Source organism: Microbacterium oryzae, from assembly GCF_009735645.1.
Taxonomy (GTDB): domain Bacteria; phylum Actinomycetota; class Actinomycetes; order Actinomycetales; family Microbacteriaceae; genus Microbacterium; species Microbacterium oryzae.
Window position 1 is genome coordinate 2,790,444 of sequence record NZ_CP032550.1, and the last position, 19,491, is coordinate 2,809,934.

The 19,491-nt window shown below is 68.0% G+C and carries 25 protein-coding genes; 8 read left to right on the top strand and 17 right to left on the bottom strand.

Annotated features, from left to right (window positions below):
* Positions 1-7: 7 nt before the first annotated feature.
* The 11 genes from D7D94_RS12955 to D7D94_RS13005 form a co-directional block, all read right to left on the bottom strand.
* Positions 8-280, bottom strand: a complete 273-nt coding sequence (locus tag D7D94_RS12955; protein WP_156243012.1) for a hypothetical protein — start codon at positions 278-280, stop codon at positions 8-10.
* The gene (locus tag D7D94_RS12960; RefSeq protein WP_156243013.1) at positions 277-507 is read right to left on the bottom strand and encodes a hypothetical protein; all 231 of its coding nucleotides are present in this window, start codon (positions 505-507) and stop codon (positions 277-279) included. The genes D7D94_RS12955 and D7D94_RS12960 overlap by 4 nt, the downstream gene beginning before the upstream one ends.
* 8 nt (positions 508-515) lie before the next feature.
* Entirely contained in the window at positions 516-908 is a 393-nt protein-coding gene (locus tag D7D94_RS12965) for a hypothetical protein (RefSeq protein ID WP_156243014.1), read from the bottom strand.
* Positions 905-1,516, bottom strand: a complete 612-nt coding sequence (locus tag D7D94_RS12970) for a hypothetical protein (protein ID WP_156243015.1) — start codon at positions 1,514-1,516, stop codon at positions 905-907. The genes D7D94_RS12965 and D7D94_RS12970 overlap by 4 nt, the downstream gene beginning before the upstream one ends.
* Positions 1,517-1,887: 371 nt before the next feature.
* Entirely contained in the window at positions 1,888-3,045 is a 1,158-nt protein-coding gene (locus D7D94_RS12975) for an AAA family ATPase (RefSeq protein ID WP_156243016.1), read from the bottom strand.
* Positions 3,046-3,134: 89 nt separating this feature from the next.
* The gene (locus D7D94_RS12980; RefSeq protein ID WP_156243017.1) at positions 3,135-3,518 is read right to left on the bottom strand and encodes a hypothetical protein; all 384 of its coding nucleotides are present in this window, start codon (positions 3,516-3,518) and stop codon (positions 3,135-3,137) included.
* On the bottom strand, positions 3,505-3,756 hold the full coding sequence (locus D7D94_RS12985; protein ID WP_156243018.1) for a hypothetical protein: 252 nt from the start codon (positions 3,754-3,756) through the stop codon (positions 3,505-3,507). The genes D7D94_RS12980 and D7D94_RS12985 overlap by 14 nt, the downstream gene beginning before the upstream one ends.
* Positions 3,753-4,127, bottom strand: a complete 375-nt coding sequence (locus tag D7D94_RS12990; protein WP_156243019.1) for a hypothetical protein — start codon at positions 4,125-4,127, stop codon at positions 3,753-3,755. Before D7D94_RS12990 ends, D7D94_RS12985 begins: the two co-directional genes overlap by 4 nt.
* Entirely contained in the window at positions 4,124-4,717 is a 594-nt protein-coding gene (locus D7D94_RS12995) for a hypothetical protein (RefSeq protein ID WP_173024339.1), read from the bottom strand. The genes D7D94_RS12990 and D7D94_RS12995 overlap by 4 nt, the downstream gene beginning before the upstream one ends.
* Entirely contained in the window at positions 4,665-4,970 is a 306-nt protein-coding gene (locus D7D94_RS13000) for a hypothetical protein (protein WP_156243021.1), read from the bottom strand. The genes D7D94_RS12995 and D7D94_RS13000 overlap by 53 nt, the downstream gene beginning before the upstream one ends.
* Positions 4,967-5,158: a helix-turn-helix domain-containing protein gene (locus tag D7D94_RS13005; protein ID WP_156243022.1), complete on the bottom strand. Its 192-nt coding sequence runs from the start codon at positions 5,156-5,158 to the stop codon at positions 4,967-4,969. The genes D7D94_RS13000 and D7D94_RS13005 overlap by 4 nt, the downstream gene beginning before the upstream one ends.
* A 109-nt stretch (positions 5,159-5,267) precedes the next feature.
* Between D7D94_RS13005 and D7D94_RS13010 the strand changes: the two genes are divergently transcribed.
* Together D7D94_RS13010 and D7D94_RS13015 are read left to right on the top strand one after the other, a co-directional pair.
* A complete protein-coding gene (locus D7D94_RS13010) occupies positions 5,268-5,828 on the top strand; it encodes a helix-turn-helix domain-containing protein (RefSeq protein WP_156243023.1) in 561 nt (186 codons plus the stop codon).
* The gene (locus tag D7D94_RS13015) at positions 5,825-7,036 is read left to right on the top strand and encodes a tyrosine-type recombinase/integrase (RefSeq protein WP_216648668.1); all 1,212 of its coding nucleotides are present in this window, start codon (positions 5,825-5,827) and stop codon (positions 7,034-7,036) included. The genes D7D94_RS13010 and D7D94_RS13015 overlap by 4 nt, the downstream gene beginning before the upstream one ends.
* Positions 7,037-7,041: 5 nt before the next feature.
* On the opposite strand, the gene D7D94_RS13020 is transcribed toward D7D94_RS13015, so the two are convergent.
* Complete coding sequence (locus D7D94_RS13020; protein ID WP_156243024.1) at positions 7,042-7,530, bottom strand: YajQ family cyclic di-GMP-binding protein; 489 nt, start codon at positions 7,528-7,530, stop codon at positions 7,042-7,044.
* Between the two features lie 81 nt (positions 7,531-7,611).
* Between D7D94_RS13020 and D7D94_RS13025 the strand changes: the two genes are divergently transcribed.
* Positions 7,612-8,103 carry an FBP domain-containing protein gene (locus tag D7D94_RS13025; protein ID WP_156243025.1) on the top strand — a complete coding sequence of 164 codons (492 nt, stop codon included), beginning with the start codon at positions 7,612-7,614 and terminating at the stop codon, positions 8,101-8,103.
* A gap of 78 nt (positions 8,104-8,181) precedes the next feature.
* On the top strand, positions 8,182-8,577 hold the full coding sequence (locus D7D94_RS13030) for a DoxX family protein (RefSeq protein ID WP_156243026.1): 396 nt from the start codon (positions 8,182-8,184) through the stop codon (positions 8,575-8,577).
* A 29-nt stretch (positions 8,578-8,606) separates the two neighbouring features.
* Here the strand turns inward: D7D94_RS13030 and D7D94_RS13035 are convergent, their stop codons facing one another.
* The gene (locus D7D94_RS13035; RefSeq protein ID WP_156243027.1) at positions 8,607-9,629 is read right to left on the bottom strand and encodes a zinc-dependent alcohol dehydrogenase family protein; all 1,023 of its coding nucleotides are present in this window, start codon (positions 9,627-9,629) and stop codon (positions 8,607-8,609) included.
* 98 nt (positions 9,630-9,727) lie between these two features.
* Entirely contained in the window at positions 9,728-10,297 is a 570-nt protein-coding gene (locus D7D94_RS13040; RefSeq protein WP_173024340.1) for a MarR family transcriptional regulator, read from the bottom strand.
* 135 nt (positions 10,298-10,432) lie between these two features.
* On the opposite strand from D7D94_RS13040, the gene D7D94_RS13045 reads away from it, so the two are divergent.
* The 4 genes from D7D94_RS13045 (at position 10,433) to D7D94_RS13060 (ending at position 13,925) form a co-directional block, all read left to right on the top strand.
* Entirely contained in the window at positions 10,433-10,771 is a 339-nt protein-coding gene (locus D7D94_RS13045) for a DUF7882 family protein (protein WP_156243029.1), read from the top strand.
* Positions 10,768-11,019 carry a hypothetical protein gene (locus D7D94_RS13050; RefSeq protein WP_156243030.1) on the top strand — a complete coding sequence of 84 codons (252 nt, stop codon included), beginning with the start codon at positions 10,768-10,770 and terminating at the stop codon, positions 11,017-11,019. Before D7D94_RS13045 ends, D7D94_RS13050 begins: the two co-directional genes overlap by 4 nt.
* 206 nt (positions 11,020-11,225) lie before the next feature.
* Positions 11,226-12,674 carry an MFS transporter gene (locus D7D94_RS13055; protein ID WP_216648669.1) on the top strand — a complete coding sequence of 483 codons (1,449 nt, stop codon included), beginning with the start codon at positions 11,226-11,228 and terminating at the stop codon, positions 12,672-12,674.
* 99 nt (positions 12,675-12,773) lie between these two features.
* On the top strand, positions 12,774-13,925 hold the full coding sequence (locus tag D7D94_RS13060) for a PQQ-dependent sugar dehydrogenase (RefSeq protein ID WP_246171806.1): 1,152 nt from the start codon (positions 12,774-12,776) through the stop codon (positions 13,923-13,925).
* 74 nt (positions 13,926-13,999) lie between these two features.
* Here D7D94_RS13060 and glgB read toward each other — a convergent pair whose 3' ends face one another.
* From glgB to treS, 3 genes are read right to left on the bottom strand one after another with little or no spacing between them, the layout of a single operon-like run.
* Entirely contained in the window at positions 14,000-16,258 is a 2,259-nt protein-coding gene (gene glgB / locus D7D94_RS13065) for a 1,4-alpha-glucan branching protein GlgB (RefSeq protein WP_156243032.1), read from the bottom strand.
* Complete coding sequence (locus D7D94_RS13070) at positions 16,255-17,697, bottom strand: maltokinase N-terminal cap-like domain-containing protein (protein WP_156243033.1); 1,443 nt, start codon at positions 17,695-17,697, stop codon at positions 16,255-16,257. Before D7D94_RS13070 ends, glgB begins: the two co-directional genes overlap by 4 nt.
* Positions 17,694-19,463 (bottom strand): maltose alpha-D-glucosyltransferase, encoded by a 1,770-nt coding sequence (treS, locus tag D7D94_RS13075; RefSeq protein WP_156243034.1) that lies wholly within the window; start codon positions 19,461-19,463, stop codon positions 17,694-17,696. The genes D7D94_RS13070 and treS overlap by 4 nt, the downstream gene beginning before the upstream one ends.
* Between the last annotated feature and the right edge of the window lie 28 nt (positions 19,464-19,491).

Sequence of the window (19,491 nt, forward strand, 5' to 3'; positions counted from 1 at the left end):
GTGCCTTTCAGTCGAAGGTGTCGAGGGGGTGGGAGGGTTCGTTGAACAGCTCGTTGACGTAGGTCGCGAACCGCTGCTCGCTGCTCGAGCCCGGGGAGACGTACTGACCTTCCCGGCGTGCGACGTTGCCCTTGGTGAGGTCGCGGGGCGGTTCGAGGTAATCCGCCTGCGCGAGGAGGGTGGTCTCGTCGGTGCCGGTGAGGAGGAGGTCGCGGTCTTCGTCGCTGATGCCGCGTTCGGCGGCGAGCTTGTCTCGGAACGCGAAGTGGTCGTCGGTCATGGTTGTTCCTTTCGTCGGGCTCGAATGGTGATCTGTGAGGAGCGGGCGTGGACGGAGACGTCCCACCCGTTGACGAGCAGGAAGCCGAGGTCTCGGACGCCGCGGGGTGAGAGGAAACCGGATCGGTAGGTCCACTGGTTCTCGCCGGTCTGCTCTTCGGAGTCCGCCCACGGTGGGCGGCCCAGCCCGAGGGCCTGCAGTTGGATTACGGGGGTGTTGTCGGGCATGGGGTCTCCTAGCCGCCGTGCGCGCGCATGGCAGGGTCTGCGGGGGAACCGTCCGGGTGCGGGCGATTCGAGTCGTCTGGGTCGACGCTGCGGAGCAGTTGTCCCAGTGCGCCAGGCTCGGAAATCGGCGCGAGATGGAACGTCGGCCAGGATGCGATTTCCGCGTTGCTCACGATCACGTTGGCCGGCTCGGTGGTGGTTCCGAGGTGCAGCGGGTTCCCTTCGAGGCTGATCGCCGTGTCGTTGAGGATCAGAACGGGCGCAGCGCCCTCAAGGGGAGCGAATGCAGCGCGAGCAGAAAGCCCGGACGTCGGCGCGATCGTCATCGAGCCTTGGACGACCTCCTGGCCCTTGTAGAGGACACCGTCCTCTATGCCGCGAACGAGGTGCCAGTACCTCATCGCGCTGGCTCCTCGGTCTTGAACCACAAGCTTCGCTGGGGCTTTCTGCGGGCTGTGAGGTGACCGAACCCCTGCTCCATGTAGTGACGCCGTTCGGGGCTGTCGGGTAGCTCCTGCACAGTGACGCCCATGTTCGGGAGGGTCGCGACCGGTCCATGGTCGAAGACCACCAGCCACGACGGGTCGATGATCCACTCCCACCCGTTGATGACCGCGAGCACTCGCTCAGCGGGAACGACGGCTGAGAACAGGCGAGCGTTGGGATGCTTGACGAGGGCGCTGCTGCCACCCTTTGCGAAGCAGTCGACGAGGTCGCCGACGTTCGCTGACCAGAACATCGAAGCCTCGCGTCCGGGGTCGCACACCCGGAACAGCCGCACGGAGACGCGTGGACGTGACTCGGAGAAGTCAACCATTCCCAGCATCGTCGGCTCGCCGTCGAGGTCTGCGAATGCCCCTATGACCGCAGAGAAGAACCCGATTTCGCGAAACTCGCCCACCCATGCGCTGGTATCGCGGAGGTCGGTGGGGCTCGCCTTCTGGTGGCGCGTGACCTGTAATGCGAGGTTGATGGCTGATCGTTCACGGCTGGTCAGATGCTCGAACATGCGAAGTCCTCTCTTTCGTACTCCTCCGCGCCTGCAGTGCGGCTCATGGTGTTCTCCTCGGAGCGGTCCTGTCCGGGGTTGGTGTTCTGTACCCGTCCTGTTCGAGCTGCGAGTAGTACCGCGCGAGCTCGGCGGCGAAGCGCTCAGGGTTGTTCCACGCGTTGCTCAGGGCGTCGAAGTTGTTCGGCTTCGGGGTGAGGTCGCGTCGGATCATCGGCGGGCCTCTCGTGCTCGGAGGGTGGGGCAGGTGTCGTCGTGCACGACTTGCAGGACGGTGATCTTCGGCGCGATCTCGACGGTGCGTGATTCGGGGTTGCAGTCGGGGCAGAGACCGGTGGCGAGGCGTCCGAAGGTGTCTCGGTTAGCGCGCGTCATTGGGTGTCACCTCCCCGGCGGGAGGCGAGGTCGATCACCGGTGCGGGGTCAAAGGTGCCAAAGGTGCCTGCGCTCTGCGCCCGTGCATGTTTGGAATCTTTGGGTGCATCTTTGGTCAGATCGAGGGTCCAGACCCAAGCGCCCTGGTAGCCGGTCTTCTTCTTCTCGACGACCTTGCGGCTCCACTTCTGGACCGTTCGCCACTCGAAACCGTCTGCGAGAGCTGCCTTCCGGATGTCGCCGGCCGGTGCCGATCCGCCCTTGTCCTCGAGGTGTCCGATGAGCCAGCGTTCGGCCTCGCTGCGGTCGTCGGACTCGTCATCGTCGGAGCGGTTGATGATGCTGTCGACGGTCATGTCGGTCTCGCCGAGGTCCTGCACCCGGCCGATGTGAAGGACGTCGCCTTCTGCCGTTTCGACCGTGGTGTCGACCATCGCGAACGCCCACGACTTCCCGGTGTATGGGCCGTAATTGGCCTTGTCGACCGTGATGATGCGCTGGTCGGTCTCGTCATCTCTGGCGACGAGCAGGACCGAACGAACGGCATCGCGGAGAGCGTGCGACCCCGAGATCTTCTCCGAGGCCCTGCCCCTGCCCTTCGCGAGGTGCATGACGAGCACGATCGCGACGTCGAGCTCCTGCGCGAGCGCGGAGAGCGCGTCGAGCGAGCGGCGAGCGTCCTCCCTCTTGTTGAGGTCGCCGGACATGAGGCTCGAGGCTGGGTCGAGGATGAGCAGTTTCGCGCCGGACTGCAGCAGTGCGTCGCGGAACGCTCCGATGTCAAGCGGAAGGCTGGGGATCGTCTCGCGCGTGATCTCGTCTACGGTGCTGTCGATAGTGAGGAACAGGACCTTGTCGAGGTTCGCTCCGGCTGCGGTGAGCCGGGGAACCTGCACGCGGCTGGGGTCGTCCTCGATGTTCGTCCAGATGGTCGTGATGGGGACGCCGTTGAGGTCACCGTCGAGATGTCCGAGCGAACCAAGAGCCGTGACATGCACGAGCCAGGACGACTTACCTTCGCCCGCGTATCCGGCGACAAGCGTGACGGTGCCGAGCGGGATGCGGGAGGTGAACAGCTCGCGCTGTCGGGTCATGAAGACGTTCGACGCTGCCGTGAGGCGTGCGCGTCGGGTCTCCGTAGCGGTTTCGGTCATATGGGTCTCCTCTGGGGAGTGGAATGTGATGGAACGGGTGCCGGGCACTCGGAAGCGCAGTTGCAGCAGCGGAGCCGGCGGCGATGTGGTTAGGCGGCGCGGCGGAGCGGTCCGCGGTCCTGAGCCCCCGGTTGCGGACCGGACCGGACCGCTTCGGGACTGTCGTGGAGGGTTGAGATCCACTCGCGGTAGGCGGCGAAGAGGTGGTCGTCGACTTCAGCACTGTCAACGACTTCGGCGGCATGATCGAGGCGTGCCAGCACGACGTCACGCCGATCGTCAGGCTTCTGCGCGAGCAGCCACCACCTGTCGACTTCGATACGCAGGGTCCGGTTCTCAGCCTGCAGACGACGGATCTCCTCGAGCAGGAACGCGACGACTCCGGTCGGTCGAGGATCGGCGGCTGGTGCGACGAAGGCCGCCCCCAAACCGGGAACGGCCTCCGCTGTATGCGTCGAGCTAGTCGAGCGCACGAAGATGGGTCTCCGTGTCCACGACGCGCTTGATCAGCCTCGGGGGCTCAGGTAGCTGCAGGGCGAGCGCTTGGATGCGTTCTGCTACAGCGAGAGCAAGCTCACGATCGAGGACGTGCGCGACCTCGTCGGTGTCGTCGAGCAGGACGACCGAGTTCGGAGTGTCCGAGCGCGCATCCCGTCCCAGCGTGACGATGTCGACGGCGTTCTCCGCGTCGAACTGCTGGAAGCTGATCATGCGGTCACCTCCGAGCTGAGGTCGACGTACTTCGTGATCTCGGCGAACGCCTCGTCGACGTCGATCTTCCTGCCGATGGCGATGCGGAACCGGTGCTTGCCGTCCTCGAGCCGGCTGCGGGTTCCGGCCGGGCCGAACCACCACCCTCCTCGAGCGGCGACCCTCAGGAGGTACCGCATGACGCGCTCTGTTTCTTCGGCGGGCGCATCGGCGAAGATCTGCGCGTAGAGCAGTCTCCGTGACGGAATCCGGGTGACGGACGCCACGTTGCGGACCAGCTCGCCGCTCGGATTCCGAGAAACGAACATCTTGTGGTCGCACGTCTCAATGGAAACCGTCCAGCCGTGCGCTTCGACCTCCGCGAGGATCATGCCGCCACCTCCTCGGCCTGCTCGAGGCGCTGTGCCGCGACGAGCATGGTGATCGCACGATCCCGAAGCACGCGCGCGAGAGGCTTCCGCTTCGTCGCCTTGAAACCGTTCTCGACGCCGGGGAACCATCCCTCCGGACCCGACATGGAGGATCTGTCGACATCCCCGTCTCGCCATATCGCGACGTCAGCGACCTCGAAGTCCCCGAACGTCGTCTCCATCGTGATCCAGACGCTTCCGTCGATCGCGACGTGGGACACGTACACCTCGTCCGCCCATGCCGGGACGATCGCGCTGATGTCCGGCCGGCGAGCGATGAACGCTGCGCCCCACTCCTGATCGCTGTCGGGGTCGATCTCCCAAGTCTCGGTCAGGGCCGAGTGCTCGGTTCCGTCGTGGCCGGGTTCCTTCAGGCACCTGGTGCCGCGCTCCGGGCGCTGGGAAAGGCAGAACCGGTGCAGATCGCCCACCTGCTCCGTCGAGTCGACAACGTCCGGGGTCTGCGGAATGATGGTGTCAGTCATCTTCTTCTCCTTGCTAGGGGTGGATGCCATCGCCCTCGCGAGCTGCTGCAACAGCTCCGGGGGCATTCTTCTTGTGAGCGCGGATCGTGTTACGGCCGCGGCGTGTGAGTGTGAAGTGCAGGAAGGGCAGGAGCGCTGCCAGCACGTTCGGCTTGATGCGGAAAACGACGTTCCCGCGACTGTCGACGACAGCGAAGTCGTCCGACTTGGTGCTCGCCATGAGGTTGCGGACGGCGGTCTCACCGGTGGGGTCCGCGTACCAGAGGCGGGAGAGATCCGGGCCCGAAGCAACCGGATCGACGATCCGCTGTTCGTTCACCCGGCCTCCGAGAAAAACTCTTCGATCTGCTGCTCAGTGACCACGCGCCGACCACCGATCTTCGAGCTCTTGAGTGCTCCGGTGTGGATGAGCCACCGGGTCGCCTTTTCCGAGCGGCGGATCGCGGCTGCCGCTTCGGGGACGAAGTAGAACCTCTGACGAACGGGAGACTGTGCTGTCTGCTCCATCGCTTCTCCTGACTCTCGTTTCTGCAAGCAATCGCTTGCAAGGACGAAGGTAGCACAGCATTCCCGGTTCTGCACGAGACTTCTGTCAAATCTGTGAGAGGCTGTGCGCATGGCTCCGGAAGAGAAGTCGCCGTTCGATGTGCGCTTCGGCGGGCGCATCCGCAGCGTTCGCGAAGAGCGCGGGAAGACGCAAGCAGAAGTCGTGGCTGACATGAGGCGGCGCGGCATTGAGTACATGAACACCTCGACCTTGTCGCGGATCGAGGCGGGCTCCCGTCCCGTTCGCCTCGAGGAGGCGCGTGTCCTGGCGAGAATTCTGGCCGTCTCCCTCGACGGAATGATCGCCGAGGGGGAGACCATTGCTCTCGTCTCCGCTCGCCATCGCGTCGCGCGTGAGAAGTATGTCGCGCTGAGGGAGGCGGTGGTCAACGTCACACTGGCGCAGCTCGACATCAAGCACGACGTCGAGCTGCTCGAGGATGAGCTGAAGCTCATGGAGCGCGACGAGTTCGCTTTCGAGGCGGAAATCCTCAAGGAGAACCTCGAGAGCTTCGGTCGAATTGACATTCTGAAAGACGCGCGCGAGCTGCGGGATGAGACATTGAAGGCCCACAAGAGCCTGTCTGGAAGTCGAGCGGGTCGCTTCATAGCGACGCGTCTGCGCAAATGAGCAAGCTCACGAAGTCAGTGGCTCAGTACGAGCTCCGCCGACCGCTCAAGGGGCCTGACGGCACGATCCTTTTCGATCCGAACACGGGCAAGCGGATGTCGGAGAAGACGGGCAAGGTCGTCTGGCGCGCTCGATACCGAGTCGACGGCGGCAAGGAACACGTACGCCACTTCCCCACCAAGAGAGCGGGTGAGGCCTGGCTCAATGAAGCGACCGCCGCGATTGTTACTGGCTCGTGGGCGGACCCTGTGGCAGGGCGGCTCTCCTGGTCCGACTGGGTGAAGGTGTGGGAGTCCGGGCAGGTGTGGACTGAGAGTACGTCCGCGACTGTCGAGACTGCGATGCGGAGCGTCCCCTGGGGCGACAAGGCGATGCGCGAGATCAAGCCGTCGGAGGTGCAACGCTGGGTCGCCGACGAATCCAAGCGAGGGCTCGCCCCGGCAACGATCAAGACGCGCCTCAACTTTGTGCAGATGTGCTTCCGGGCCGCTGTGAACGAAGGCGTCATTCCGAAGAATCCGGCGACGACCGCCAAGGCACCTCGCGGCCGCAAGAAAGACGTCGCCATGAAGCTGCTGACAACGGAGCAGCTGGCCGCGTCGCTGGAGGTCGCCGAGCACTTTCGCCCGTTCGTGGCTGTGTGCGCATTCGCCGGCTTGCGCCTTGGGGAAGCGGCGGGGTTACAGCTGTCGGACATCGATCTCGATGCGAACACGATCGCCGTCAATCGACAGGTGCAAGGCACCTCGATCCCGTCGACGAAGATCGTGCCGCCGAAGGCAGGTAGCGAGAGGACGGTCTACGTGCCTCAAGAGCTGTCCGAGATGCTCCGCGTTCACGTCGAGCGTGAGGGCATCACCAGGCCGGATGAGCACCTGTTCGTGACGCCGCTAGGAAGGCTCTACAACCGCAACAACGCCGGGGACGAGTGGCGCAGGATCCGCACAGAAGCAGAGCTGCCCAGCGACGTCACCCTGCACGCGCTTCGCCACACTTTCGCGTCCAACCTGATCGCAGCCGGGTGCGACGTTGTCACCGTGCAGCGCGCTCTCGGGCACTCGCAGCCGTCGATCACGCTCAACGTCTACAGCCACCTGTGGCCGTCCGCGGAGGACAAAACGCGGACGGCCACAGCGGTGTTCATGGGGGAGGTGCTGGCTTCTGCGGACTCCCAGCGGACTCCTGACAACAAACCCCAGGTCAGCTAACTCTCTTACCGGAAGTTGATGAACTGCAGGTCGACGTCGAGGTCCGCCGCCTTCAGCAGGCGGATGACCTCCTGCAGGTCGTCGCGGCTCTTGGACGACACCCGCAGCTCCTCGCCCTGGATCTGCGACTTCACGCCCTTGGGGCCCTCGTCGCGAATGATCTTGCCGATCTTCTTGGCGTTCTCCTGCGAGATCCCCTCCTTGAGCGTGGAGGTGAGGCGGTACTCCTTGCCCGAGGCCTGCGGCTCGCCAGACTCGAGGCTCTTCAGCGAGATGCCACGCTTGATGAGCTTCGACTGGAAGACATCCAGCACCGCGTTGACGCGGTCCTCGCTGTTCGCCTTGATGACGATCGACTCGCCGCTCCACTCGATGGAGGCGCCGGTTCCCTTGAAGTCGTAGCGCTGCTCGACCTCCTTGCGCGCCTGGTTCAGGGCGTTGTCCGCTTCCTGACGGTCGATCTTGGAGACGATGTCGAATGAGCTGTCGGCCATGGGGAAAAGCCTACCCACCCGGCCCCGTGCGACGGGGGCTTCGTAGAATAGCCCGCGAGATCTCAGGCGAGGAGGATGGCCATGCGCCCGCTCACACAGGAGGATGTGCTCGGATCGTTCGTGAACGCGGATGACCGGGAGCTCAAGCTCGTCGAACTGCCGCACGACTTCATGCTGACCGAGTGGGACCACCTGGACTTCCTGGCCTGGCGCGACCCGAACACCCGCAGCCGCGGCTACATCGTCGCGGAGATCGACGGCGAGCCGACGGGTGTCGTCCTGCGCGCGGCGTCGACGACGTCGAGCGCCCGCCACGGCATCTGCAACATCTGCCGCACGATGCAGCCCGGCAATCAGGTGACGATGTTCACCGCGCGCAAGGCCGGGCCCGCGGGGGAGAAGGGCGACAGCGTGGGCACGTACATCTGCGCCGACCTCTCGTGCCATGAGAACGTGCGGCTCGCGCTGCCGCTCGCGCCCAACGAGTACCGCGCCAGCGTCGACCGCAAGATCGACGGAACCGCCAAGCGCTCCCGCGCGTTCGTCGAGCGCGTCCTCGAGGAAGCGGCCTAGGCCATCCCGATCGCTCGTGACGTGAGCGGATGGCCGCCCGCGGGCACCGCGAGGAAGTCGCGTGAATAGAATCGCGGCATGACCTCGACTGCCCGGGCCATCGGCCGCGTCGCGCTGGGGGCCGCCCTCGCCTTCGCCGGCATCACGCACCTCACCGTCGCGCGCCAGGAGTTCCGTGCGCAGGTGCCCGACTTCGTGCCGCTCGATCCCGACACGACCGTCGTCGCGTCGGGTGTCGTCGAAGTCACTCTGGGAGCCGCGCTCCTCTTCGCGCACCGTCGTCGCAGCCTGGTCGGGAAGATCGCCGCGCTGTTCTTCACGGCGATCTTCCCGGGCAACGTCGCGCAGTGGCTGCACCGGCGCAGCGCCTTCGGGCTCGACACCGACGGCAAGCGCTTCGGCCGGCTGTTCTTCCAGCCCGTGCTGGTCGCCCTCGCCCTGTGGTCGACGCGCACCCCGCGACGCCGCGCCTGAGTCCCCCAGCAGCCCCGCGCGAGTGCGGCTCAGACCGAGAGCAGCACCTTCGTGGCGCGGCGCTCGTCCATGGCGCGGTATCCCTCCGCGGCCTCCTCGAGCGGCAACTCGAGGTCGAAGACGGCGCCGGGGTCGATCTCGTCGGCCATGATCAGGTCGATGAGCTCGGGCAGGAAGCGGCGCACCGGCGCCGGGCCGCCCAGCAGGCTCACCGTCGCGTTGAAGAGGTCGCGGCCATCGAGCTCCACTCCGTGCGAGACGCCGACGAAGCCGACGTGCCCGCCGGGACGAGTCGAGCGGATGGCCTGCATCATCGACTCCTGCGTGCCCACGGCCTCCACCGTCGAGTGCGCGCCGTAGCCGTCGGTGAGCTCCTTCACGCGGGCGACGCCCTCGGCGCCGCGCTCCTCGACGATGTCGGTCGCGCCGAAGCGGCGGGCGAGGGCCTGCCGGTCGGCGTGACGCGACATCGCGATGATCCGGTCGGCGCCGAGGCGCTGCGCGGCGAGGATGGCCAGCAGGCCGACCGCGCCATCGCCGACCACCGCGACCGTCTTCCCCGGCCCCGCCTCCGCGGCGACGGCGGCGAACCAGCCCGTGCCGAGCACATCCGACGCTGCCAGCAGGCTGCGCATCTGCGCGGGCGTCGGCTCGCCCGGCACCTTCACGAGCGTGCCGTCCGCCAGCGGGATGCGCGCGAACTCGGCCTGCGTGCCGACCGACCCCATCATCACCTGGTGCTTGCAGCGCGACTGGAACCCCGCCTGGCAGATCTCGCAGGTGTTGTCGGAGGCGACGAACGACCCGACGACGAGATCGCCGACCGCCACCTCGCGCACCGCGTCGCCGACCTGCTCCACCACGCCGACGTACTCATGGCCCATCCGCGCCGGCCCGCGGGACTTCTGCGCCCCGCGATACGGCCACAGGTCCGAACCGCAGACGCAGGTCGAGGTGACGCGGATGATCGCGTCCGTCGCCTCGACGAGGGTCGGCTTGTCGACGTCCTCCACGCGGACGTCGCCCGGGCCGTGCATGATGACTGCGCGCATGATCGCTCCTTCGAGTGGGGGGTCGCTGAGATCCATCAGACCCCGCGGCGTCCCGACGCGGTACCCCCTGTCGTCGGGGCGCGCACCGCGGTAGGGGATCAGGCGGACCGCGCGGGCTCCTCGCGCGCCGGCTCCGCGCGAGCGCTGTCGCCCGGCACGGTGGGGTTCGCCTGCGTCGCGACGAGGATGTCCTGCACGGAGCGCGTCATGTGCTTCAGGAACTTCATCGCGCCCGCGATCTCGTCGGGTGCGAGCTCCTCCACCGCGCGGATGATCCCCTCATGCACCCCGGAGAGCGTCGCCCGCGCGTCGGCATGCGACGTCGGGGCGAGGGCGAGCTTGCGTCGATCGGATGGGTGGGGTCGCCGCTCCACGTATCCCGCCTTCTCGAGGCGGTCGATGAGGCCGGTGACGGAGGCCGTCGACAGTCCGAGCAGCCGTGCGAGCTCGCCCGGCTGCAGGAGGTCGCCGGCCTGCGCCGACCGCGCGACGATGCCGACGGCCAGCAGCTCGTTGTCGCTGAGGCGCATCTGCGCCTGGGTGCGCCGCTGCAGGTCCGCCTCGGCGGCTCGATAGTCGCGCAGCGCGGCCAAGAGGGCGGCCGCGGTGTGCTCGTCGTCGCCGGAGCCGTACCAGTACGACGAGGCAGCAGGATCCGCGGTCACCATGTACCCCATCGTAATGAACATCTCAAGCCCCGAAACACTAATTGCCCGATTAGCTAGTCACGGAAGTAATGTCATCTCGGCCCCGCTCGCTGACGACCGGAGCCGATGAGGATTTCGAGGAGCGGGAGGATGGGCATGGGCAAGTTGTTCTACGGGACGAGCGAGCAGGTCGTCGAGGTCGACGACATGCTCCTCGCTCACGTGCAGAAGGTGATCATCACGAAGCTGCGTCGGGGGGAGTCGTTCCCGCTGACATGGAAGACCGCCACGGGCGGACGAGAGACCCTCTGGGTCCACGCCTCGCTGCTGCTGCGGTTCGTCCTCGGCTGCGACGAGGCGAGCGAGCGAACCGACGCCCAGTTGCTGCGGCACCTCGCCGACGGGGCGAACTCCCACCACGGCATGGACCTGACCGACGACGCCGTGCGCCGCCTCTCCCGTCCGGCTCGTCCGGTGCTGAGGGCAGCAGCATGAGGCGCCAGAACCTCAGCGAGCGTCTGCGCACCCGTCCCACGACCTGGGCGGTGGTCGACGCCGGCTTCCACGTGGCGAGTCGCCGCGGCGAGTTCGTCGGGGTCGTCGACACCGACAGCGAGGGCCGTTTCCTCGCGTTCGACGGGCGCGGGCAGATCATCGGCGCCTTCGTCGACATCGCCGAGGCGATGGCCGAGGTCGAGGCGCACGCGAGCGACATGCCGACCAGGCAGCTCGCCGGCGTCTGAGCGAGGACGATGCGAGAGGGGCGCCGCGAGGCGCCCCTCTCGCATTTCCCGGGGGCTCTGTAGCCCGTCGCCGTGACGGCGTCAATCGCTGGTTTCGCGCGGGAACCCGCCGATAGGACAAATGGGCGGCCCGATGCCGGGCCGCAGAAAGGGGCGCGGCGCACATGTCGCAGGTCAAAGAGGTCCGGTCGCTCGTACCGGCGCGGATGGATCGGCTCCCGTGGTCGAGGTTCCACTGGCTGATCGTCGTGGGGCTCGGGTTCTCGTGGATCCTCGACGGCCTCGAGGTGCAGATCGTCGCGGCCAACGGGTACGCGCACACCCTCGGGATGGGTCCCGTCGAGGTCGGCCTCGCCGGCACGTTCTACCTGCTGGGGCAGGTGTTCGGCGCGCTCGTCTTCGGACGCCTCGCCGACAGCCTCGGCCGCAAGAACCTCTTCCTCGTGTCGCTGGCGGTGTACCTCGTCGGCAGCGCCGTCGCGGGCTTCGCCTTCGCACCCTGGTTCTTCTACATCTGGCGCTTCGTCGCCGGAGCCGGCATCGGCGGCGAATACGCCGCCATCAACTCGGCGATCGACGAGATCATCCCCTCCAAGTACCGCGGCCGCGTCGACATCGCGATCAACGGCACCTACTGGGGCGGCGCCGCGCTCGGCGCCGTGGCCAGCATGTTCTTCCTCAACACCGAGGTGTTCGACCAGGACCTCGGATGGCGGCTGAGCTTCTTCGTCGGACCGGTCCTCGGTCTGCTCCTCATCTACCTGCGCCGGCACATCCCCGAGAGCCCCCGGTGGCAGATGACGCACGGCCGCGAAGAGGAGGCCGAGCGCAACGTCGACGCGATCGAGCAGCGCATCCGCGAGGAGGGCCACGAGATCGGCCCCGTCGACGAGTCGCGTGCGATCGTGGTCAAGGAGTACGGCCGCGTGCCGTTCCTCGTGATCGCGAAGGTGCTGTTTCGCCAGTACCCGCGGCGCACCCTCGTCGGCATCACGATGATGGTGACCCAGTCGTTCCTCTACAACGCGATCTTCTTCACCTACGCGCTCGTGCTGGAGAACTTCTACGACGTGCCGCCGGCGTCGGCGTCGCAGTACTTCATCGTGTTCGCGATCGGAAACCTGCTCGGCGCCCTCGTGCTCGGCCACTTCTTCGACACGTGGGGGCGCCGGCGGATGCTCTTCGGCACGTACGTGCTGGCGGGGCTCATCCTGCTCACGAGCGCGTTCCTGTTCCACGCGGGCGTTCTCAACGCGACGACCCACACCCTGTTCTGGTGCCTGTCGTTCTTCTTCGCATCGGCCGGCGCGTCGGCCGCGTACCTCACGGTGAGCGAGATCTTCCCGCTCGAGCTGCGCAGCCAGGTGATCTCGTACGTCTTCTCGATCGGCCAGTTCGTCGGCGCCATCGCACCGACGCTCTACGGCTCGCTCATCGGCGACGGCACGGATCGCGGTCCGCTCTTCTGGGGCTACGTGCTCGGATCGGGCGTGATGATCGCGGGCGGCGTCATCTCCGGCGTCTTCGGCGTCAGCGCCGCCGGGAAGTCTCTCGAGGACATCGCCGACCCCCTCTCCCTCGTCGAGCAGGCGAAGGGCGGGGTCACGCCAGATGGCGCGGTGCCGGAAGCGAAGGGGAGCTCGAGACGCGAGTAGCCCGGTCGGGCGGCGAGCGACCCCACCTCGCGCAGGAAGGCCTCGGTCCTCAGGATCGGGGCCTTCCGCATGCACGGGGAGGCGCCTAGGGTCAGGGGCATGATGAGGTTCGCGCCCTTCGCCGGTCTCGCGCTCGCGGCAGTGCTGCTGGCGGCCTGCGCACCTGCCGTGCCACGCGCGGCGGCGCCGCCCGCGGAGTCGTCCGCTGCGGCGGACCCCTCCTCCCCGCCGCCCTCCTCGTCCGAGGCGCTTGCCACTCCCTCTCGCGACGCGGCGGCGCCCGCAGCAGCTTTCGCCCTGAACGCCGCTCCGCGCGTCGTCACCGAGAAACTCGTCGCTCCCTGGTCGATCGCCTTTCACGGCGACTCTGCGCTCGTCAGCGAGCGCGACACCGCGCGCATTCTCGAGGTCCAGCGCGACGGCGACGTACGCGAGGCGGCCCTCATCCCGGGTGTGCTGCATGAGGGCGAGGGCGGACTGCTCGGCCTCGCCGTGCGCGAGGGCTTCCTGTACGTCTACTCGACGGGAAGCGGAGAGAACCGCATCGAGCGCTACCCGATGACGGGGGAGCCCGGGGCGCTCGGCGTCGGGCAGCCTGAGAAGATCCTCGACGGCATCCCCGCCTCGCACAACCACAACGGAGGCCGCATCGCGTTCGGGCCGGACGGCATGCTCTACGCCACCGCGGGCGACGCGGGAGAGGGGGGCCTCGCGCGGGACCTCGGCTCGCTGGGCGGGAAGATCCTGCGGATGACCCCGGACGGCGAGGTGCCCGAGGACAATCCCTTCCCCGGCTCGCTCGTCTACAGCTACGGCCATCGCAATCCGCAGGGCATCGCCTGGGCCGACGACGGCACGATGTACGCCAGCGAGTTCGGCCAGGAGACGTGGGATGAGCTGAACGTCATCACGCCGGGAGGCGACTACGGGTGGGACGAGGAGGAGGGCATCGCCGAGCGCGACGGGATGATCGACCCGATTCTGCAGTGGCCGCCATCCGAGGCGAGCCCCAGCGGCATCGCGATCGTCGGCGGCACCCTCTATATGGCGAACCTGCGGGGGGCGCGTCTTCGCGCGGTCCCGCTCGCCGATCCCGATGCGGCCGTCGATCACCTCGTGTCCGAGGTCGGACGCATCCGTGACGTCGCTCTCGCACCGGACGGCGACCTGTGGATCCTCACGAACAACACCGACGGTCGGGGAGCGGCAGGTGAGGACGACGACCGGATCCTCGCCTTCGCGCCCGAGTGAGCGGGACGCGATGAAGACGCGAGGGGCGCGGTCCCTGGGATCGCGCCCCTCGCGTCATCCGAGCGCTCTGCATGTCACTCGGTCGGTTGCGCGCACTTCCCAGCGCCCTCCTCGAGCGGCGCTGCCACCGACTCGCGGAAGCGGAACCAGACCGTGCCGAGCGGCGGGATCGCGACGAGCGCATGGCCGTCCGGCGCGACCTCGACCCGGCCGAGGTTGCCGACGCCGGAGCCGCCGTAATCGGCGGCGTCGGTGTTGAGCACCTCATCCCACACGCCGGAGGCGGGGAAGCGGAGCCGGTAGTGGGAGTGCGGCGCGGCGGAGAAATTGCTGACGCAGACGAGCATCGAGCCCTCGGCGTCACGGCGGACGAAGGCGTAGATGTTCGCTCCGGCGTCGTCGGCGACGAGCCATTCGAAGCCCGCGGGCTCCGCGTCGAGCGCCCACAGCGCCGGGGTCTCCCGGTACCGGGCGTTCAGATCGCGCACGGCCTGGTGCACCCCGCGGTGGTCGGGCAGGTCCAGCAGCCACCAGTCGAGCTCCCGCGACTCCGCCCACTCCGACTCCTGGGCGAGTTCGCTGCCCATGAAGAGCAGCTGCTTGCCGGGGTGAGCCCACATGAACGCGAGGTACGCGCGCAGAGTGGCCAGCTGACGCCACCGGTCGCCGGGAGCCTTGCGCAGCAGCGACCCCTTGCCGTGCACGACCTCGTCGTGCGACAGCGGCAGCACGTAGTTCTCGCTCCACGCGTAGGTGAGCGCGAACGTCATGTCGTGGTGATGGTGCATGCGATAGACGGGGTCACGGCCGATGTAGTCGAGCGTGTCGTGCATCCACCCCATGTTCCACTTGAAGCCGAAGCCCAGCCCGCCCGTCGATGTCGGCCGAGTCACGCCGGGCCACGAGGTGGACTCCTCGGCGATCGTGACGACGCCCGGCACGCGACGGTAGACCGTGGCGTTCATCTCCTGCAGGAACTGCACGGCCTCGAGGTTCTCGTGCCCACCGTGGACGTTCGGCGTCCACTCCCCGTGCTGGCGCCCGTAGTCGAGATAGAGCATGGAGGCGACGCCATCGACCCGCAGTCCGTCGGCGTGGAACTCCTCGAGCCAGTACAGCGCGTTGGCGTAGAGGAAGTTGCGCACCTCGCGGTGGCCGAAGTCGAAGATGTGCGATCCCCACTCCTTGTGCCAGCCGCGCTGCGGGTTCGGGTCCTCGTAGAGGGGAGCGCCGTCGAAGCGCGCGAGCGCCCACTCGTCGGTGGCGAAATGTCCGGGCACCCAGTCGAGGATGACCCCGACGCCAGCCTGGTGCAGCCGGTCGATGAGCAGGCGCAGGCCGTCGGGGTCGCCGAAGCGGCTGTCGGGAGCGTAGTAGGAGGTGACGTGGTAGCCCCAGGAGCCGCCGAACGGGTGCTGCATGACGGGCATGAGCTCGACGTGCGTGAAGCCGAGGTCGCTGACATAGGCGACGAGCTCGTCCGCCAGCTGCTCGTAGGTGCGGTCGCGGCGCCACGAGGCGAGATGCATCTCGTAGATCGCCATGGGGCGGTCGACCTGGCCCCGGGCCGCGTTCTCCGTGCGCTGCCGGATCCACTCGTCATCGCCCCAGGTGTACGACGAGTCGAACACCACGGAGGCGGTCAGGGGCGGCTTCTCGGCGTACCGCGCCATCGGGTCGGCCTTCTCACGCCAGACGCCGTCGACGCCGAGAACCTCGTACTTGTAATGGGTGCCGCTGCCGACGTCGGGCACGAACAGCTCCCAGATGCCCGACGACCCGAGGCTCCGCATGGGATGGCCACGGCCATCCCAGTCGTTGAAGTCGGCCTTCACCCGCACCGCGCGAGCGCGCGGCGCCCAGACGGCGAACGCCGTGCCCGTGACGTCGGGCGCGACGCCCAGTCCGTCGAAACGCCGCACGTGCGCGCCGAGCGCCTGCCACAGCGTCTCGTGGCGGCCCTCGCCGATGAGGTGAAGGTCGACCTCGCCCAGCGTGGGCAGGAAGCGGTAGGGGTCGTCGCGGACGTGCGCGCCGCCATCCTCGTAGGTCGTCGCCACGCGGTACGTCGGGACGTCCTGCTTCGCGCCGGGCGGCAGGGGGAGCACCCCGGCCCATACGCCCTCGTGCTCGTGCTGCAGCGCGAGGTCCGCCCAGCCCTCGGCGGTCGCGTAGCGGACGGTGACCGACGCGGCAAGCGGCCGGACCACGCGGAAGGTGACGCCGCCCTCGTGCGGGTGCGGTCCGAGCACCGCGTGGGGGTCGTGGTGCGCTCCGGCGGCGACCGCCGCCAGGGTGTCGCGGTCGATGGGCAGGGCCTGCAGGGTCGTCATGCTCCTCCGATCCGTTCCAGCGTGGCCAGCGGGATCCCGATCCAGGATGGCCGGTTGCGCTTCTCGTAGACGGCCTCGTAGACCGCCTTGTCGGCCACGTACGCCTGCAGCAGCGTGTGCTGCTCGGCCGTCAGCTCTGCGCCCTCGCCATCCGCGCCTGCGGTCTGCCCGAGCGCGGCGACGTACGAGCGGAGGAGACGGCTGCGCGCGCGCTCGGACCACTCCTGCGCGCGCTCCGCGCGCAGGGCCTGCTCGTCGTCTTCGCTGCCGTGGCTCGCGAGCGACATCTCGACGACGCCGGGGGCGTAGTCGAACGAGCGCAGCATGCCGGCGACGTCGCGCCATGGAGAGTCGGGAAGCGCGCGCTCGTCGAAGGGACGGCCGGGCTCGCCCTCGAAGTCGACGATGCGCCATCCGTGCGAGGTGCGGAGCGTCTGACCGAGGTGCAGGTCGCCGTGCACACGCTGGATGTCGAGGCCGTCGAGCGCGGCGACGGCGTCGTACGCGGCCTGAAGGCGGGCGGCGTAGGGCTCGAGCTCGGGCACCGTGCGCCGGGCGCGGTCGAGCCGGTCCGACATCGAGCGGGCGAGCTCGGCGGTGCTCTCGGGGCCGCGGTGCTCGGCGGGGAAGCGCTCGCGCAGGACCCCGTGCACCTCGGCGAGTGCCTCGCCGAGGCGTGCCGCCTCGCCGGCGAAGTCGCCGCCGGACTCATCGATGCTCTGCTCGGGGTCGGCGAGGAGCGTGCGGACGCTGCCCGTCGCGAGCTCGAAGCCGTCGGCGGCGGTGCGGAGGAACTCCTGCAGCATGGCCAGGTGCATGACCTGGCCGTCGACGTCGGCCTCCACCCACCCGTACAGCTCCGCGATGTGCTCGGATCCGGCGCGCGTGAGCTCGGCGTGGATCTCGATGTCGGGGTTGATCCCGGGGCTCACTTTGCGGAAGAGCTTCATGATGGCGGTGTCGTCGAAGCGCAGCGACGAGTTGGACTGCTCGCCGGTCAGCGGCGACGACCGAAGCGCCGGGTCGAGCGCCGGCCCGGCCGACACGCGTCGGAAGCGGATGCTCCCGCTGCCGGCGACTCCGTCGCCCTCCGCGGCCACGAAGCCATCCAGCCAGAGGGCCATCGCCTCGCGGTCGTGGACCGCGTCGTAGAGATGGCGCACGTGGCCGTCCGTCTCGATGGGGCCCACGTACGCGTGCCCGATCCGCTCCTCGATCTCGTCATAGGAGGACAGCGGCACCTGGTACTGCTCCGTGCCGCCCTCCTCGTCGGAGTACGCCACGGTCACCAGGTACAGCGCGGTGTCGGGTCGCCGCGCGCTGCCGAGCAGCTCGGCGATGGTGTGGACGTCCGTCACCTGGAACGGCCGGCCCTTGCCGCCGAACCAGCGCGTGCGTACCAGGTATCCCTCCAGAAGGGCATGATCGATCGCAGTCACAGCAGCCCCACCTCCTCCGTGTCGTCCGCCGGTGCGTGCAGCTGGAACCAGTAGAACCCGTGTCCGCCCAATGTCAACAGGTAGGGCAGCTCCCCGATGCGCGGGAACGGGACGCCGCCGACCAGCTCGACCGGGACCATCCCCTCGAAGCGGCGCAGGTCGAGCTCGACCGGCTGGGGGAACTGCGACAGGTTGTTGACGCACACGATCACGTCGACCGTGCCGTCCTCGTTCGTGTGCTCGCGCGAGTACGAGAGCACCGAGGGGTTCGAGCCGCCGAGGTCGTTGAAGCTGCCGAGGCCGAACGCGGGGTGCCGCTTGCGCGCCTGGATCATCTGCCGGGTCCAGTGCAGCAGCGATGAGCGGTCCTCCTGCTGCGCCTCGACGTTGACCGACAGGTACCCGTACACGGGGTCCTGCACGATCGGGCGGCTGAGCTTGCCGGGGTTCGCGGTCGAGAAGCCGGCGTTCCGGTCCGACGTCCACTGCATGGGCGTGCGCACGCCGTCGCGGTCGCCGAGCCAGATGTTGTCGCCCATCCCGATCTCGTCGCCGTAGTACAGCACCGGCGATCCGGGCAGCGACAGCAGCAGGGCCGTGAACAGCTCGATCCGGTCGATGTCGTTGTCGAGCAGGGGCGCGAGGCGCCGACGGATGCCGATGTTCGCCTTCATGCGCGGGTCCTGCGCGTACTCATTCCACATGTAGTCGCGGTCCTCGTCCGTGACCATCTCGAGCGTGAGCTCGTCGTGGTTGCGGAGGAAGATGCCCCACTGACAGCCCGAGGGGATGGCCGGGGTGTCGGCGAGGATCTCGCTGATCGGGTACCGCGACTCGCGTCGCACGGCCATGAAGATGCGCGGCATCACGGGGAAGTGGAAGCACATGTGGCACTCGTCGCCGCCGACCTCGGCGTCGCCGAAGTAGTCCACGACGTCGGCCGGCCACTGGTTCGCCTCTGCCAGTAGCACGCGGCCCGGGTAGTTCTCGTCGACGAAACGGCGGACCATCCGCAGGAAGTCGTGCGTCTCCGGGAGGTTCTCGCCGTTCGTGCCCGGGCGCTCGTAGAGGTACGGCACGGCGTCGAGGCGGAAGCCGTCGAGGCCCATGTCGAGCCAGAACCGCATGGCCTCGAGCATCGCCTCGTGCACCTTCGGGTTGTCGAAGTTGAGGTCGGGCTGGTGCGAGAAGAAGCGGTGCCAGAAGTACTGCTTGCGCACCGGGTCCCAGGTCCAGTTGCTGGGCTCGGTGTCGACGAAGATGATGCGCGCGTCCTCGTAGAGCTGGTCGGTGTCGCTCCACACGTAGAAGTCGCCGTAGGGGCCGTCCGGATCGTTGCGGCTGGCCTGGAACCACGGATGCTCGTCGCTGGTGTGGTTCATGACGAAGTCGATGATCACGCGGATGTCGCGCGCGTGCGCGGCGTCGAGGAACTCCTGGAAGTCCGCCGTGGTGCCGAGGTCCGGCTGCACGCCGGTGTAGTCCGCCACGTCGTAGCCGCCGTCGCGGAGCGGCGACGGGAAGAACGGCGGGATCCACAGGCAGTCGACGCCGAGCCACTGCAGGTAGTCGAGCTTGTCGATGAGGCCTCGGAAGTCGCCGATGCCGTCGCCGTCGCCGTCCTTGAACGAGCGCACGAGCACCTCGTAGAACACCGCGGTCTTGAACCACTCGGGTTCGGGTCTTCCCGGGGTGTCGGGGAACGGCTCCTGCGTCAGGATCGGGATCGACGCGGTGTAGGGCGCGGGCTCTGGGGCGGCGGTCATGCGGTTCTCCTCACGCTCCGGTCGAGGC